A 15,234-nucleotide genomic window follows, 5' to 3' on the forward strand; every position below is an offset into this window, starting at 1 on the left:
GTTGTATACAACATTTGAAATTTTAAATCAGACAGTGAAAATTTTTCAGCATTTTTTGATACTTTAAATTTCCAATCTCACCAATTTCAACACTATTTTACCTAGATGACGGTTGAGGATAAAGTACAGATTTGATTCACATTATCCACACTTTGTATATAAAGCCATCAGTAAGCAGTATAAAAATCAATGCATTAGCTTGTCATTTGATTTTTGAATAATGCTTATCAGAAATCGTAGATAAAATATCCACTGTAGTGTCACAATCAAAATATCTATAGAACAAGGTCTATGGTATCATATTGCGACTAAATTTGGCCTTTGTAGCGGAGCCGTAATGAGCCAACATCTTTCACTACCTAAAGATAAAATTCGTTTCTTGTTGTTAGAAGGCGTTCACCAAAACGCGATCGACACATTAAATGCTGCTGGATATACCAATATCGATTACCGTAAAACTGCGCTTGAGGGTGAAGCGTTGAAAGAAGCGGTAAAAGATGCTCACTTCATCGGTATTCGTTCCCGTACACAATTAACTGAAGAAATCTTTGAAGCTGCGAATAAATTGATCGCAGTGGGTTGTTTCTGTATTGGAACAAACCAAGTGAATTTAAATGCAGCCATGATTCGTGGTATTCCTGTATTTAACGCACCATACTCAAATACTCGTTCAGTTGCAGAACTTGTTCTTGCAGAATCGATTCTTTTACTTCGCGGTGTACCTGCTAAATCAGCATCTACACACCGTGGCGGTTGGAACAAATCAGCTGTAGGCTCGTTTGAAACACGTGGAAAAACTTTAGGTATCGTGGGTTACGGCTCAATTGGTTCACAACTTTCAGTATTGGCTGAAAGCATGGGCATGCATGTCATTTATTATGATGCTGTGACCAAACTTCCAATGGGTAATGCGCGTCAAGTCGGTTCTTTAGACGAATTACTTGCCAATGCTGATGTGGTTACTCTACATGTTCCAGATGTTCCTTCAACACGCAACTTCTTTGCAAAAGAACAATTTTCAAAAATGAAAGAAGGTTCAATCTTCCTCAATGCAGCACGTGGTACATGTGTTGTGATCGAAGATTTGGCTGATGCCATCAAATCTGGCCATATTGCGGGCGCGGCTGTTGACGTATTCCCGAAAGAGCCGAAAGCCAATGGTGAAGAATTTGTTTCTCCACTTCGTGGTTTAGACAATGTGATCCTGACTCCTCACGTGGGTGGTTCAACGATGGAAGCTCAAGCCAATATCGGTTTGGAGGTTGCAGAGAAATTTGTGGCTTATTCAGATAAAGGTATGACCTTATCTGCAGTAAACTTCCCTGAAATTGCACTTCCATTGACTGAAGGTAAACACCGTTTACTTCATATCCATAAAAACGTGCCAGGCGTTCTTTCTAAGATCAATAACCTGTTTGCTGAACATGGGATCAATATCTCTGGTCAATCTTTAATGACCAAAGGTGATGTGGGTTACTTGGTGATGGATGTCGATGCAACTGCATCCCAAGAAGCATTGGATACGCTTCAGGAAGTTGAAGGTACAATTCGCGTACGTGTATTGTTCTAAGATTACTGAAAGCAAAAAAAACCACAGGAACATTCCTGTGGTTTTTTATTGGTCATTACTTCAGATCAAATGTACAATCATTTCTAGGACTGCAGTTCGCTAAAATTCAAATTCTTAATACAGATCATCCTTATTCCAAGTTTTTCAAAGCATGTCAAATTTAAAAAATGCGCCACATCTACAAGCTTTAGCTTTATTACTTTTTGCAATGATCAGTATGCAAAGCAGTGGTGCTCTTGCCAAAACACTGTTTGAGCATTTCCCGGTTTTGGCAATTTCTGCCATGCGTTTGCTCTTGGGGGGATTGATCTTGGCGGTCATTTTTAAAATTTGGCAAGCCAATTTAAAACAAATCAAATGGTCATCGATTATCTGTTATGGCTTAGCACTTGCAGGAATGAACGCCTTATTCTATTTATCGATTCATCGTATCCCACTGGGCATTGCTGTCGCTTTTGAATTTATTGGTCCTTTAAGTGTCGCACTGTTTCATGCCCGACAAAAATTCGACTTTATATGGGTTGGACTGGCCATCATTGGACTGATTTTATTATTCCCCTTTGATCAAGCTCAACAGAACCTTGATCCGGTGGGTATTCTGTTAGCCTTGGCTGCGGGTGCATGTTGGGCATTATATATTGTTGCAGGACAACGCCCTTCGGGGATCTCAGGAAATCATACCGTATGTTTAGGCATGTTGGTCGGAACGCTGTGTTTATTACCGATTGCCTTGTTCTCAGGAATGCCTGCTGAGATATTACAACCTTCAAACCTGATTTATTTTATTGTATTAGCAATCTTGGCAAGTGCCTTGCCTTTTTCTTTGGAAATGATTGCCTTAAGAAATTTATCCGCTTTAAGTTTTGGAACACTCATGAGTCTTGAACCCGCGATTGCGGCATTTTCAGGATTTATTTTCTTAGGCGAACAATTGCTATGGACTCAGTGGTTAGCTTTAGCCACCATTATTAGTGCTTCAATTGGTTGTACGGTGACTGTCCAAAAAAGAAAACAAATCTAAAAACCACCTCGGAAGGTGGTTTCAATGGATTGATTTAAAACTATCAACCTGGTTCACCCGTCACTCGCTTGACCATCGTATGCTGGTCTGGCTCTGATTCAAAACCCATTCGCTCAAGCCATGCTTGTCGATTGTCTTGTATCAATGCATAAATGCTTAAATAACTGATAGGTCATGTGCCACTTACATCAAAACCTGAATATTGACTGGGTAATTGAATGAGTAGCGGTTTTCCATAAATTGCTTTATATCCCTTACTTTTCGTTGCATCAAATTTAACAATCTCACCTGTATTGAGTGCAGCGGGGCTATATTCAAATTTAGTGGTCGGCTTAGATGCAATCAAAAAGATGCCAATCATTGCAAAAAGACATCATTTTATATAGTTTTTCATTTTAATCGCCTTTTTTATTCATTTTGTGATGTATTTAAAAAAATTCAGTTTATTGTGTATTTATTTTTCGCTAAAGACATTTTATTGCAAAAATTTGATATTTTTTCACAAATAAGCAATTTATATATAATACAAAATAAAAATTAATTGCAATGAATAGAGTAATCTGACGATCACTGTTATAAGGGATTTGAAAATGGAGTTCACATAAAACAATCAAGAATTTTATTGGATTAAGATTTGATTACACATTGCTGTTTTTCTATAGGAAGCTGGCAATCTATTTCAACAAGTGTTAATTCACGTCCAAAACAAGCGCCTGTATCGAGAAAATAGCAGTTATGTTTCTGGGTGACAGAATCAACCACGGTATGTCCTAGAAAAACCTTTTCAACACCTTTAACATTCGAATAACGCATAAAGCGTTTATTTTTAATTCTACCTCTCCCCCAAAGTGCCAATTCTCTGCTTTTCGCCCGCGTCGATAATTTAAAGGCGTCCCAATCATTGAGATCAATATCTGCATGCACAAAACCATATTTTTTGTTTTGATATATGACTTCCAAAAGTACAGGTAATGTTTCTAGCTTCTCAATCACTTGTTTTTGTTGTTGCAAACTTAACGCATAAAACCACTCCCCTCCATGTTGGGCGTGCAAATTTTTCATCATGGCATCGACATGGGATAAAATGCACATTTCCTCATGATTACCCAGGATGCTTTTAAACCACGGTTCATCAATCAAGTTCAAACATTTCAAACTCTCAGGACCCCGATCGACAAGATCACCTACAGCAATTAATACGTCAGTTTGAAAATCAAAGTGCACATCTGCCAACTTTTGCATCAATACATCATAGTGACCGTGAATATCCCCCACCACAAATAAGCGACCTGTATGGTGAATATAGGTCTCTACATGCGCAAAAGTGTGTTGTAATAAATCCTTCATCAGCGGCTCTTCGATTTAAAACTCAATAGATGCCGCTTCAATATGCTGATTTTCTTTCGCTAAATCTAAATATTTACCGGCTGTTTTCTTATTTTTTCGCACACCGATTCCATCTTTATAAATTTTAAACAGCTCAAAATAAGAATCTATATCGCCATGATCCGCTGCCTGTTTAAATAAATCAGCACTTTGGCTCAAATCAACATCAACACATTTACCCTCTCGATACATTTGAGCCAGTAGAAAAAATGCACGTGGTACTTTAAGTTCTTTCGCCTTGTTCAACCAATCTAGCGCACCTTGAGCATTATCTTGACGCTGTTCATAAATCGACATACACAGCATTGCCTGTGTATGCCCTTTATCTGCCGCAGCATTTAATAACGGTAAATGATGTTCATGTTCCAGAGGTAACAGCATAGACAGTTCAAATTGTGCATCTGGATGGTTTTGCATAGCTGCGCGCTCAAGCCAAGAAACACCTTGATCAAGATTTCTTTCAGTGCCTAAACCATAACGTAAACATTGTGCTAGTGAATATTGAGCTGGCACATGCCCTGCAACAGCTGCATGTGATAATAATTCAACAGCAAGTGCTGCATAGTCTTTGTGTTTTTGTTCAGTCTTGGCATTTTCAGCATTTTTGAGTAAGTTCACTGCGGCCAAGTAAGCCGATTCAATATGCCCATGTTTGGCAGCTTTAAGTAAAAACTCTTGAGCAAGCGTTGCATCACCTTGATCACGTTGTTGCTCAACTAAAGCGCGAACATAACAACCAAAAGGATCATTGTGTTGCTGAGCAATTTCAGCATATTTGAAAGCAGCATCTAGATTGTGCTGCGTGAAGTAACTCAATGCCAACAAGGCACAGGCGAAATGATCTTTTTCAGCAATCTTGAGCAATTCATTTTGTACCTTGATTGGATCAAATCCTGAAAACTCGACACAAAATTTCAAACTATTTTGGTGCTGATTGTTTAAATAATTGTCTAAAAGTAATTGGTAAGCAGCTTGCGGATCTTGTGCAAGTTGTTGCTGTGCATAGACAAAAATTGCCTCTGGATGGTTTAATTGAACAGCTTGTTGCAAATGCAGCAATGCTTGTGCTTGGGTCAACTGATCAGTTGCATGGTTTAGTCCAAGATAGGCAAGTTCCAAATGTGCTAAACCATGATTAAGCTTTGCAGCATGTTGAAAAAAAAGAATCGCTGAAGGGATACTCTGATTTAAATAACGTCCCAAGACATGCCATTGACCTAATAAAGTACTCGCCGGTGCAAAGTCTTGATTGGATGCATTGACCAACAAATCCACACGTGTCTGAGCATCTTGTTCAGTTTGAGCAAAACCCTGTTGTTCCAACTTGAGGACTTCAATATACCAAGCTTCTGCCTGTGAATTGTCTGCCGTGTTTAACGTCATATTTTCAATATTGTTGGTATGTCCTGACATCTTTTATTCCTAACACATGTGCCATTGCAAGTATAATCTCTGTTATCTTACAGAGGACTCCCCATAATCTCAAAGAAAAATATTAAATGAGCGTCTGCTGATCGTTTACAGATGCTGGCGACAGGAAGCTTTTTTTAGACGGTGCAAGGCTGTTTTTTTGAAGCCCGGTCATTCTAATTCAGCAAGACCAATCCCCTAAAGGCAAAAATATTCCTGTCCCGGGGGACTAGGATAAAACCGCCATTAACGGCATTGTAAAACTTGTACAAAGGGATCGCCATCGGCTACATTTCAAAGCTTATTGATGTTTTTTTAAACAATACCGCAATGCATAGTTAAAATGGCAACAGACTCTATTCATATATTAGGAAATACCAAAATAAATCTGAGAAAGTGTTAAAATCTGTCCAATCCTTTTTTACACCATAGACATGCCAAATTCTCAACTCACTGCTGTGCTTTTCATGGTTTTATCTATGGTGGCTTATCAGATCAGTGCTTCGTTTGCCAAACAGCTATTTGAAGTTTTAGATCCCATTACGGTCGTAACGTTAAGATTATGCTTTGCTTCCATTTTAATTGTTTTAATGTTTCGTTCTTGGAAGATTATCAAACGCTTACCTTACCTAAGATGGAAAGAATTACTGTACTATAGTGGTTCTGTGTGTTTGATGAATGTATTGTTCTATGCTTCTTTAGGCAAGCTCCCGCAAGGCATTGCCGTTGGACTTGAGTTTTTAGGTCCACTGACATTAGCACTTGTCTCGATCAAACAAAAAAGTGATTATCTTTGGGTTTTTCTTGCCATCGTTGGTATCGCATTAATGGTGCCCTGGCAGGATGCCAATTCACATAACTTTTCTTATCTTGGTGCAGCTTTTGCACTTGGAGCGGGCATTTGCTGGGCAAGCTATATTTACTTTGGGCAAAAAGTGGTCCGCCAGAATATTGGTATGCACGCGCTCAGTATTGCGATTGTCCTCTCTGCACTGGTCATGCTGCCAATCAGCGTAGTACATGATTCACAGGCTTTATTACAAACTCAATATTGGGGTAAAGCCTTACTGATTGCGCTTTTGGCCACTGCAATTCCTTATGCTCTAGATCTGCTTGCCTTAAAACGACTCAGTAAAATGAGCTATGGAACCTTGTCCAGCTTATCTCCTGCTCTGGCAGCAATTGCAGGAATGCTCTTACTCAATGAACATATCACGACATGGCAAATTATTGCCTTGATTTGTATTATGACCGCTTCCGTAGGAGTAACTTTGCGTTCTGCACGAAACCCATCAGCACTCAATAATGACTGATCTTTTTCAGTCACTTTTTCTAGCATGCCTATTCGATAGATGGGTTGCTGGAGTCAAACTAAGCCGATTGATTTTATTAAACTATGCTCAAATAGAGTCGATCTGTTCAAAAACTCATACCGTAAAACATAATTGTGCTTGATCAACAAACTGTCTTATCTGCTCAAACTCAGCTTAATTTCAATCCCGTCTTCTTGTTTGCGTTCAGGTAAAATGAGCTGAATTAACCAACCAAACGCATTATTTCTTTTGCTTTGTACTTTTTGTATTCTGACAAATATTTTTTAGCCAAGCTTATTTTCTGATTTTCATCTAAAATTTTCCCTGCTTTCATAAAAAAATTTTGCTCTTTCTGGTCAATGTGTCCTGCAACAGTATCAGATAATCTTTTTGCCAGTACCAACCAACGTGAATGACTAAAATCAGTTTGTTCTAAAGAATCTAAAATCGCCTCCATTTCTTGATATTCAGCAAGTGCCAAACGTGTAATATTTAAACCTGAATCCGTCATCATCAGTGGACTGTAAAAATAACGATCCTCGGCGACTGCATGTGCAAATAGTTCATTTTTCAGTAAATTGAAAATTTTCCGTCGCTCAGGCGTATCGCCTGATGTATGGATGAGCTGTTCAGACAAATCCTTCTGAATCCTATGGCTTTCTCGTAAAGCCTCGAATATGTTCATCAAAATCCCTCTTTTTTTGATTCTATGTGAGTGGTGATGTCTGTTTTATTGAGTCGATAAATTTCGCTGAATAAGTCATCAATCATAAATAAACCCTCAAAAAAAAGCCCCACAAAATTTAAGAGTTTTTTGTATCAAAAAAACCTAAATTTTGCGGGGTACTTTGAATATGAATCTTAAGCCGTGAACATTTGATAGCCCAAACGGCAAATCAAGATACTGACCAAAATTAAAAATAAAATTCGAATGAAACCACTTCCATATTTCAACGCCATTTTTACCCCCACCAGAGAGCCACAAATATTGGCGACTGCCATCATCAAGCCCAGTTGAAACAGCACATGCCCTGTAGGAATAAAGAAACTCAATGCTGCAAAATTGGTCATAAAGTTGCCGATTTTCGAAAGTGCCGAAGCATGTAAAAAATCAACTTTCAGATAACGAATAAAATAGAAAATAAAAAAGCTGCCTGTGCCTGGTCCAAAAATTCCATCATAGAAACCAATCAATAAACCACCAATACCCGCGATCAACAGCATTTTATGGCTGATTTCCTGTTGAAAATGTACTTGTCCAAACTGTTTTTTAAAAAACGTATAGATTGCAATGACAATCAGCATAAACAAGACAAAGGGACGCAGAATTTCCTGGGGTATTAGTGCAACACAAGCGGCACCGCCAAATGAGCTGATGAATGCTGTGATCCCAATAACCGCAAGTAATTTCCATTCAATTTTGACTTGTTTCAAATAGGAAAATGCTGCGGATGCCGTTCCGCAAATAGACGCAAGTTTGTTGGTCCCAAAAACCGTTGCCGTCGGATAATGAGGCAATGCACCCATTAAAGCAGGAATTTGAATCAGCCCCCCACCTCCTACAGCGGCATCAATGGCACCTGCACAAAAGGCAAAAAACACTAAACTGAGAATAATATCAAATTCCATAACCTTCACTTATCTTTAACGGAGCTATATTTGAAGAGCGCTCGTTCTTCAATCCACTGAATTTTCAGGCAATCTTTGCAATTAAAGATTTAAAACACGCTTCGGTACCAAACGCTTCTTATCCGTAATTTCAGCCAACCCTAAACATTTTTCAGCATCGAATACAAGCACTTCTGCTAATGCAGGGTGATCAATATTACTTTCCATACCGCGGCAGAAATATTCTGCACGACCTTCAGGTACTTGAATTTTTGGAAAATGATCAATTGGTGCATACACAGGAAGCAACAATTTTTCTCGTGCTTGTTCGGTTAGGCTTTCCAAATATTCAATGGTATATTCTGGGATCAAATCAAAGTGACCAGTCTGAATCCGATGTAAATAGGTCAAATGTCCATACGTACCTAATGCTTTGGCAATGTCTTCACCCAACACTCGGATATAAGTTCCTTTAGAACATGTGATATCTAAAGTCAGGCTATGCGATGTAAAATCAATAAGTTCAACAGCGAAAATATGGATAGGACGTGCTTCACGCTCAATCTCAATGCCTTGCCGAGCCAACTCATACAAAGGGCGACCTTGTTTCTTTAAAGCGGAATACATCGGGGGAATTTGCTGAATATCACCTGTAAATTGTGCAAGAACCTGCTCAATATGGGTTTGGTTTAATTCAGGAACATGCTTTTCCAATAACACTTCACCTTCTACATCCCCTGTAGTGGTACTCTGTCCAAGCTGAATCGTTGTTCGATAACGTTTGGTCGAATCTAATAAATAATGCGAAAACTTGGTCGCTTCGCCTAAACAAATCGGCAATAAGCCTGAAGCCAAAGGATCAAGTGCACCTGTATGCCCGGCTTTCTGTGCTCGATACAACCAACGAACTTTTTGCAATGCTGCATTTGAACTAATGCCCAATGGTTTATTCAATAAAAATACACCACTGATGTGACGACGTGGAATCTTCTGGGCTTTTGAGGACATCTTGATCTTTATACATAAGTCGATGGGCTATTTTAACAAAAACCACTCATCTATTTTTACAAATTTTATATTTGAAACTGGCTGTTTTATGGCAAATTATTTTTGAATAAAAATACAAAAAATATAGGACATTAGATGGATTCATCTAGGAAAAAAACGCTTGGGATAGCACTGATTATTTTTTTAGTGGTGATTTTGACAGTCATTTTCTGGCTTAGACCCAATCATCAAACAGTTGAAGCACATCAGAGTTCTGGAGATACACTGCATTCCGAAGGACAAATGGCCTTCTCTAAACTTTCAACATCAGAAGCTTCAAATTTTGCCAGCAAAAGCCAACAAGACACGCAAATTAATTGCCAAATTAGAGTAGATGGTTCCAATCGTTTAATTGTCAATGAACAAACCAAAGACTGTTTTGAATATTTCATTACCCAGTACGGTGAAAAAACAATTGAACAAATCAAAACAGATTTTCAGCGTTATATTCAAGCAAGCTACCAAGACCCTGTTCTATCTCAGTTGAGTGATTTATGGACTCGCTACATGGATTACAGAAGTAAATTAGCAGATTTACAAACACCCAGTGCGGACAAGGAAAGTGCAAAATACTATCAACAGATTGTGGATAATACCAAAAGTTTAAGAAAGAAATTCTTCTCAGATTATGAAATCCAAGGTCTATTTGGTACGCAAGATACCTATGACCAATATACAGTCGATCGCATGGCGGTGATGGATGACTCAGCATTATCTGCAACTGAAAAAGCCAAAAAACTCAAAGCCCTGTTCGATCAGCTTCCCGAAGATTGGAAAGAAAATCTAAAACAACTCAACCAACTTGAAGACCTTCGAAAACTTACCGCAGAGATTAAAGCACGCGAGGGGTCAGCACAAGAACTGCATCAAATGCGCACGAACCTTGTTGGTCCAGAAGCAACTCAACGGCTAGAAACATTGGATGTTCAAAGAAGTGACTGGAAAAATAAAGTAAACCAATATTTATCTGAGCGAGACACAATTCTCAATAGCAATATGTCTGATTCCGCTAAAAAAAGTGCAATACAGCAACTCAAATCACAACAATTTTCCAATCAGCAAGAACAGCTTAGATTACAAACATTTGAAACAGTACATGACCAAGGAGGTAAATTACCGTTTGCGAATTAGTCAATAATCTTTTGACATCACAGGGACAGAAAATAAATGAAAAACAGGACAATAAAAAATCGTTTGGGACGCTGTATATGTTGTATGTTGGGACTTGGTATAGCCAGCTTGACACAGGCATCTTCAGGCATTTTGCAAGTCAAAGATACGATCAAGTCTGATTATGCAAAAACCACCTATCCTATTGTCATGACACATGGTTGGCTCGGATGGTCACGAATCGGAAATAATGGTTTTAATATTGACTATTGGTATCAAATCTTACCCGACATGGCGCGCAACGGCGCCACTGTTTTTGCAGCACAGTTGTCCCCCGCAAATACCACTGAGATACGTGGTGAACAACTGATTACCCAAGTTGAAGAAGTGCTTGCCATTACAGGAAAAGCAAAAGTTAACCTGATTGGACACAGTCATGGCGGCCCAACTGTACGCTATGTTGCGGCTGTCAAGCCTCAATATGTTGCCTCTATCACTGGCGTAGGTGGAACTTTTCGAGGTACGCGTGTTGCGGACAGCATTCAGAATAATCAAGCCAGTAAAATCCTGATCAATATTTTGGGGCAATATATTATTGCGCCATTGATTGCTTGGGCACAGGAAAATCCAGATCTGGCGATTAACTTTGATGCTTCAATGAAATCACTCACAGAATCAGGATCTTATACGTTTAATCACAAATTTCCAACTGCTGCACTTGCTACAGATTGTAATCAAACAGGGGCGAAAGTTGAAAATGGAATCCATTACTACTCTTGGGGAGGAACCGCACAAACCACAAATTTATTCGATATCGATACCCTATTAATGCAACTTGCCCCCTTAGTGTATGGCAACACTGATAATGATGGCATGGTACCGCGTTGTAGTACGCATATTGGTCAAGTGATTAGAGATAATTACGATTTAAATCATACGGATTTAGCCAATATGATGTTTGGTTTAAGAGCTTGGTTCTCACAAGATCCCGTTGCCCTATATCGACAACATGCCAATCGTTTGAAGTTACAAGGACTGTAATCTACATCAACTTACAATTCTAGAAATTGTGGGTTATTTATTCAGTTAAAACAAAAAGAGTATTTAAAAATGAAATTAAAGATCAGTTCACTCGGGCTGGGTTTCATCCTCGGGCTCAGTGCAATGACAGTCTCAGCATCAGGGCTACAAACTGTCACTCCGAACTACGTAAGTTCTGACTATGCAAAAACCAAGTATCCAATCGTATTTAACCACGGCATGTTTGGTTTCACTCGGCTTGGTACCTCATCATTTGGCTTAGATTATTTTTATCAGGTTCTCCCTGATCTTGCTCGAAATGGTGCAAAAGTCTATGCAACTCAAGTGTCTCCTCTAGAAACGACCGAAGTTCGAGGTGAACAACTCTTACAGCAAGTGGATGAGGTTTTGGCATTAACGGGATCCGCCAAAGTAAATCTGATTGGACATAGTCATGGTGGTCCAACCATCCGTTATATTGAAATCGTTGCGCCCAATAAAGTTGCATCTTTAACAGCTGTTGCAGGAACGATAAAAGGGTCCAAAGTTGCTGATGATCTATTGAATAATCAGGGTGCTAATGCTTTGTTAACTGTTGTCAGCCAATATATTGTGGCTCCTGTAATTACGCTTTTGGAAAATAATCCATCACTCCCAAATAGTTTAAATCATTCACTGCAAAGTATCAGTGAAAAGGGTTCTGCTGAATTTAATGCAAAATTTCCAAGTGCAGCGATTCCTCAGGATTGTGGCAATGGTCAGAAAGTGACTGCAAATGGTGTTTACCATTATTCCTGGACAGGCAAAGCACAATTGACCAATGTTCTTGATCTGACTGATGCTGCAATTTCTACTCTCGCGCCATTGTCTTATAAAAACTTAGACAATGATGGTTTAGTGAGTCGTTGTAATACCCATTTCGGACAAGTCATTCGAGATAATTACGATCAAACCCACTTGGATGAGGTCAATCAAATTTTAGGATTGCGCGGATTATTTTCACCAAACCCAGTCGATCAATTTCGCCAACAAGCCAACCGTTTGAAACTCGAAGGCTTATAACGTGTATAAAATATTTACTGTGAGATCAACAACAGTGAATTTTATTTATGTTTGATTAAAAAAATCACGTTGCCATCCACTGTTATGGCAACGTGATTTTTATCTAAAAGTAAAATATTAAGTTACAGTTTAGGTTGTTTTTCATCCAAATCCCATCGATTACATCACTTCAGCTTTGCTACGTTAAAAAACGATACATACCAAAAAAACCAATAATAAAACCAATGGAGATTGATGATGAAATATGGACATCTGATCGCAGGTCTATTTCTCGCATGTACCTTATCCACTGTACATGCATCCACAGCACAACAAATCACTGCAACAAAAATAAGTTCTGATTATGCAAAAACCCAATACCCCATTGTATTTGCTCATGGTATGGCAGGATTTATTCGCGTTGGCGATGTTTTAGGTATCGACTATTGGTATCAAATTTTACCTAACTTGGCACGTAATGGTGCAAATACATGGGCGACACGTGTATCACCATTTAACTCAACTGAAGTACGCGGTGAACAGCTGGCTCAACAAGTAGAAGAGATTTTAGCCATTACAGGCAGCCAAAAAGTAAACTTAATTGGTCATTCTCATGGTGGTCCAACCAGTCGCTATGTTGCAGGAATCATGTCTAATCACGTTGCATCAGTTACCGCTATCGGTTCACCGCAGAGAGGAAGCCCCGTTGCAGATATCATTCTGAATGCAGAAGGTACAATTCTTGAAGGACCGGTGGTCAGTCTTGTAAATTTATTCTCGAAGGCTATTGTTTGGGCACAAGGCTTAGATCCCAAAAGCTTTCCGCATGATGCACTTGCCGGAGGAAAAAGCGTAACGATCGAAGGATCAGTTTTATTTAACCGTAAATTTCCAATGGGTGTCGGTACTACCGCATGTAGTGAAGGTGCTTACCGAGAAAAAGGGATTCAATTTTTTTCATTTACAGGTAATACAGCTGTCACCAATCTTTTAGACTTAGATTCAGCACTGCTTGGTACAAGTTTATTAATCAATGCGGGTCATGATAATGATGGTTTAGTTTCACGTTGTAGTGCAAAATTTGGTAGAACTATTCGAGATAACTATCGCTGGAATCATCTGGACGAAATCAATCAAATTTTAGGTTTACGTGCACTCTTTGCCCCGGATCCGGTGCAAGTCTATCGTGAACATGCCAACCGCCTGAAAGTACAAGGCTTATGATTTTTATTAAAACTCTGAATTAATCTAAACAAGTATTAAATCAAAAAAATATATCCATAATATTGATTCTATTCATTAATCCGTTATAAAAAAATGCGCCTGATAAGGCGCATTTTTAGCTGTAAAGCAAAGTTTAAATTAACCTTGTTTACGCGCAGGCAATTTCTCACGAATACGTGCAGCTTTACCAGACAATTCGCGTAGGTAATAAAGCTTAGCACGACGAACGTCACCACGACGTTTCACTTCGATTTTAGCAACGATTGGTGAGTGAGTTTGGAATACACGCTCAACACCAACACCGCTAGAAATTTTACGTACTGTGAACGCAGAGTTCAAACCACGGTTTTTCTTCGCAATAACAACACCTTCGAACGCCTGAAGACGCTCACGGTCACCTTCTTTTACTTTTACTTGAACAACAACTGTGTCACCAGGAGCAAAAGCAGGGATGTCAGTTTTTAACTGTTGGTTTTCAATTGCTTGAACTAAAGGATGTTTACCACTCATTGTGGGAATCTCCGATTTTGCGGAACAGAAGAGGTCTGTACAACCGCTGGGGACAGAGGCTAAATCGCGTATCAACCCGTTTATCTTTCCCCTTAATCTCACTCAAGTCAGAGAGAGTCTAAGGAGCCTATAAAAGACATTTAACCAAAGCTAAATATCAATTTGTAGAAGCATTGCTTCTCAATCCTGTGCGTGAACCAAGCATCATTTTGCTTGGTCTTGCTGATCTTTTAGCCATTTCTTTTGCTGCTTGGTCAACTCAACTTTTTCCACCAACTCAGGTCGACGTTCCAAAGTGCGTTGATAGCGTTGCAAAAACCGCCATTTTTCAATATTTGCATGATGACCTGATTTTAAAACTTCAGGAACATCCAAATCTTCAAAATGGTCTGGCTTGGTATATTGAGGACAGTCGAGCAAACCATCCACAAATGAGTCTTGCACCGCTGACTGTTCATCCGACATGGTGTTCGGCAAACGTCGAATCACACTGTCTAATAAAACCATCGCAGGTAGTTCACCACCCGACAATACGTAATCCCCAATCGACCATTCCTGATCTACATATTTTTGGATCAAACGCTCATCGACACCTTCATAGCGTCCACACAGCACAATCAGTCCATCATAGTGAATAAATTGCTGTACCGCAGGTTCGTTTAGGGTTTTACCTTGTGGAGACATATACACCACAGGGACATGAACCGCTCCTGCTTGCTTTGCAAGCTGTTTGGCATGGTGTATTGCTTTTGCCAAAGGCTCAGCCATCATTACCATGCCTGGGCCACCACCAAATGGACGTTCATCCACTCTTTTGTAGTTACCCTCGGCAAATTCTCGTGGATTGATACAATGAACTTGTACAATGTCACGTTTTACCGCGCGTCCGCTAATGCCGTACGCTGTAATCGCTTCAAACATTTCAGGAAAAAGCGTAATGACTGCAAAAAACACCGCAGACTCCTCTATTTTCC

Annotated in this window: 15 protein-coding genes; 7 read left to right on the forward strand and 8 right to left on the reverse strand. The window is 39.3% G+C overall.

All coding sequences use genetic code 11. From position 1 onward, the window contains the following. Positions 1 to 337 precede the first annotated feature (337 nt). On the forward strand, positions 338 to 1,570 hold the full coding sequence (gene serA, locus IMO47_RS01585) for a phosphoglycerate dehydrogenase (RefSeq protein ID WP_196075721.1): 1,233 nt from the start codon (positions 338 to 340) through the stop codon (positions 1,568 to 1,570). 151 nt (positions 1,571 to 1,721) lie between these two features. Beyond that, a complete protein-coding gene (locus tag IMO47_RS01590) occupies positions 1,722 to 2,591 on the forward strand; it encodes an EamA family transporter (protein WP_196075722.1) in 870 nt (289 codons plus the stop codon). A gap of 172 nt (positions 2,592 to 2,763) precedes the next feature. Here IMO47_RS01590 and IMO47_RS01595 read toward each other — a convergent pair whose 3' ends face one another. From IMO47_RS01595 to IMO47_RS01605, 3 genes are all read right to left on the reverse strand, one after another. Beyond that, complete coding sequence (locus IMO47_RS01595) at positions 2,764 to 2,952, reverse strand: hypothetical protein (protein WP_196075723.1); 189 nt, start codon at positions 2,950 to 2,952, stop codon at positions 2,764 to 2,766. 266 nt (positions 2,953 to 3,218) lie between these two features. Continuing rightward, the gene (locus IMO47_RS01600) at positions 3,219 to 3,938 is read right to left on the reverse strand and encodes a metallophosphoesterase (protein ID WP_196075724.1); all 720 of its coding nucleotides are present in this window, start codon (positions 3,936 to 3,938) and stop codon (positions 3,219 to 3,221) included. Positions 3,939 to 3,953: 15 nt separating this feature from the next. Further along, positions 3,954 to 5,390, reverse strand: a complete 1,437-nt coding sequence (locus tag IMO47_RS01605; protein WP_196075725.1) for an SEL1-like repeat protein — start codon at positions 5,388 to 5,390, stop codon at positions 3,954 to 3,956. Between the two features lie 431 nt (positions 5,391 to 5,821). On the opposite strand from IMO47_RS01605, the gene IMO47_RS01610 reads away from it, so the two are divergent. Further along, the gene (locus IMO47_RS01610; protein ID WP_196075726.1) at positions 5,822 to 6,700 is read left to right on the forward strand and encodes an EamA family transporter; all 879 of its coding nucleotides are present in this window, start codon (positions 5,822 to 5,824) and stop codon (positions 6,698 to 6,700) included. Positions 6,701 to 6,923: 223 nt separating this feature from the next. Here IMO47_RS01610 and IMO47_RS01615 read toward each other — a convergent pair whose 3' ends face one another. The 3 genes from IMO47_RS01615 to truB all read right to left on the reverse strand — a co-directional run bounded on the left by IMO47_RS01615 (position 6,924) and on the right by truB (position 9,316). Continuing rightward, positions 6,924 to 7,385: a hemerythrin domain-containing protein gene (locus tag IMO47_RS01615; protein WP_196075727.1), complete on the reverse strand. Its 462-nt coding sequence runs from the start codon at positions 7,383 to 7,385 to the stop codon at positions 6,924 to 6,926. A gap of 176 nt (positions 7,386 to 7,561) precedes the next feature. Beyond that, positions 7,562 to 8,329, reverse strand: coding sequence for a TSUP family transporter (locus IMO47_RS01620; RefSeq protein ID WP_196075728.1), 768 nt, complete (start codon positions 8,327 to 8,329; stop codon positions 7,562 to 7,564). 81 nt (positions 8,330 to 8,410) lie between these two features. Beyond that, a complete protein-coding gene (gene truB, locus IMO47_RS01625) occupies positions 8,411 to 9,316 on the reverse strand; it encodes a tRNA pseudouridine(55) synthase TruB (protein WP_196075729.1) in 906 nt (301 codons plus the stop codon). A gap of 135 nt (positions 9,317 to 9,451) precedes the next feature. Between truB and IMO47_RS01630 the strand changes: the two genes are divergently transcribed. From IMO47_RS01630 to IMO47_RS01645, 4 genes are all read left to right on the forward strand, one after another. Beyond that, positions 9,452 to 10,486: a lipase secretion chaperone gene (locus IMO47_RS01630; RefSeq protein WP_196075730.1), complete on the forward strand. Its 1,035-nt coding sequence runs from the start codon at positions 9,452 to 9,454 to the stop codon at positions 10,484 to 10,486. 36 nt (positions 10,487 to 10,522) lie between these two features. Then, the gene (locus tag IMO47_RS01635) at positions 10,523 to 11,506 is read left to right on the forward strand and encodes a triacylglycerol lipase (protein WP_196075731.1); all 984 of its coding nucleotides are present in this window, start codon (positions 10,523 to 10,525) and stop codon (positions 11,504 to 11,506) included. A 69-nt stretch (positions 11,507 to 11,575) separates the two neighbouring features. Next, a complete protein-coding gene (locus IMO47_RS01640) occupies positions 11,576 to 12,547 on the forward strand; it encodes a triacylglycerol lipase (RefSeq protein WP_196075732.1) in 972 nt (323 codons plus the stop codon). Between the two features lie 237 nt (positions 12,548 to 12,784). After that, positions 12,785 to 13,750: a triacylglycerol lipase gene (locus IMO47_RS01645; protein WP_196075733.1), complete on the forward strand. Its 966-nt coding sequence runs from the start codon at positions 12,785 to 12,787 to the stop codon at positions 13,748 to 13,750. A gap of 138 nt (positions 13,751 to 13,888) precedes the next feature. Here the strand turns inward: IMO47_RS01645 and rplS are convergent, their stop codons facing one another. Next, positions 13,889 to 14,260, reverse strand: a complete 372-nt coding sequence (gene rplS / locus IMO47_RS01650; protein WP_004826442.1) for a 50S ribosomal protein L19 — start codon at positions 14,258 to 14,260, stop codon at positions 13,889 to 13,891. Positions 14,261 to 14,464: 204 nt separating this feature from the next. Next, a complete protein-coding gene (gene trmD / locus IMO47_RS01655; RefSeq protein WP_196075734.1) occupies positions 14,465 to 15,214 on the reverse strand; it encodes a tRNA (guanosine(37)-N1)-methyltransferase TrmD in 750 nt (249 codons plus the stop codon). Positions 15,215 to 15,234: the final 20 nt, after the last annotated feature.

This window comes from Acinetobacter sp. Res13-Abat-PEC15-P4-01, from assembly GCF_015676285.1.
Taxonomy (GTDB): Bacteria; Pseudomonadota; Gammaproteobacteria; order Pseudomonadales; family Moraxellaceae; genus Acinetobacter; species Acinetobacter nematophilus.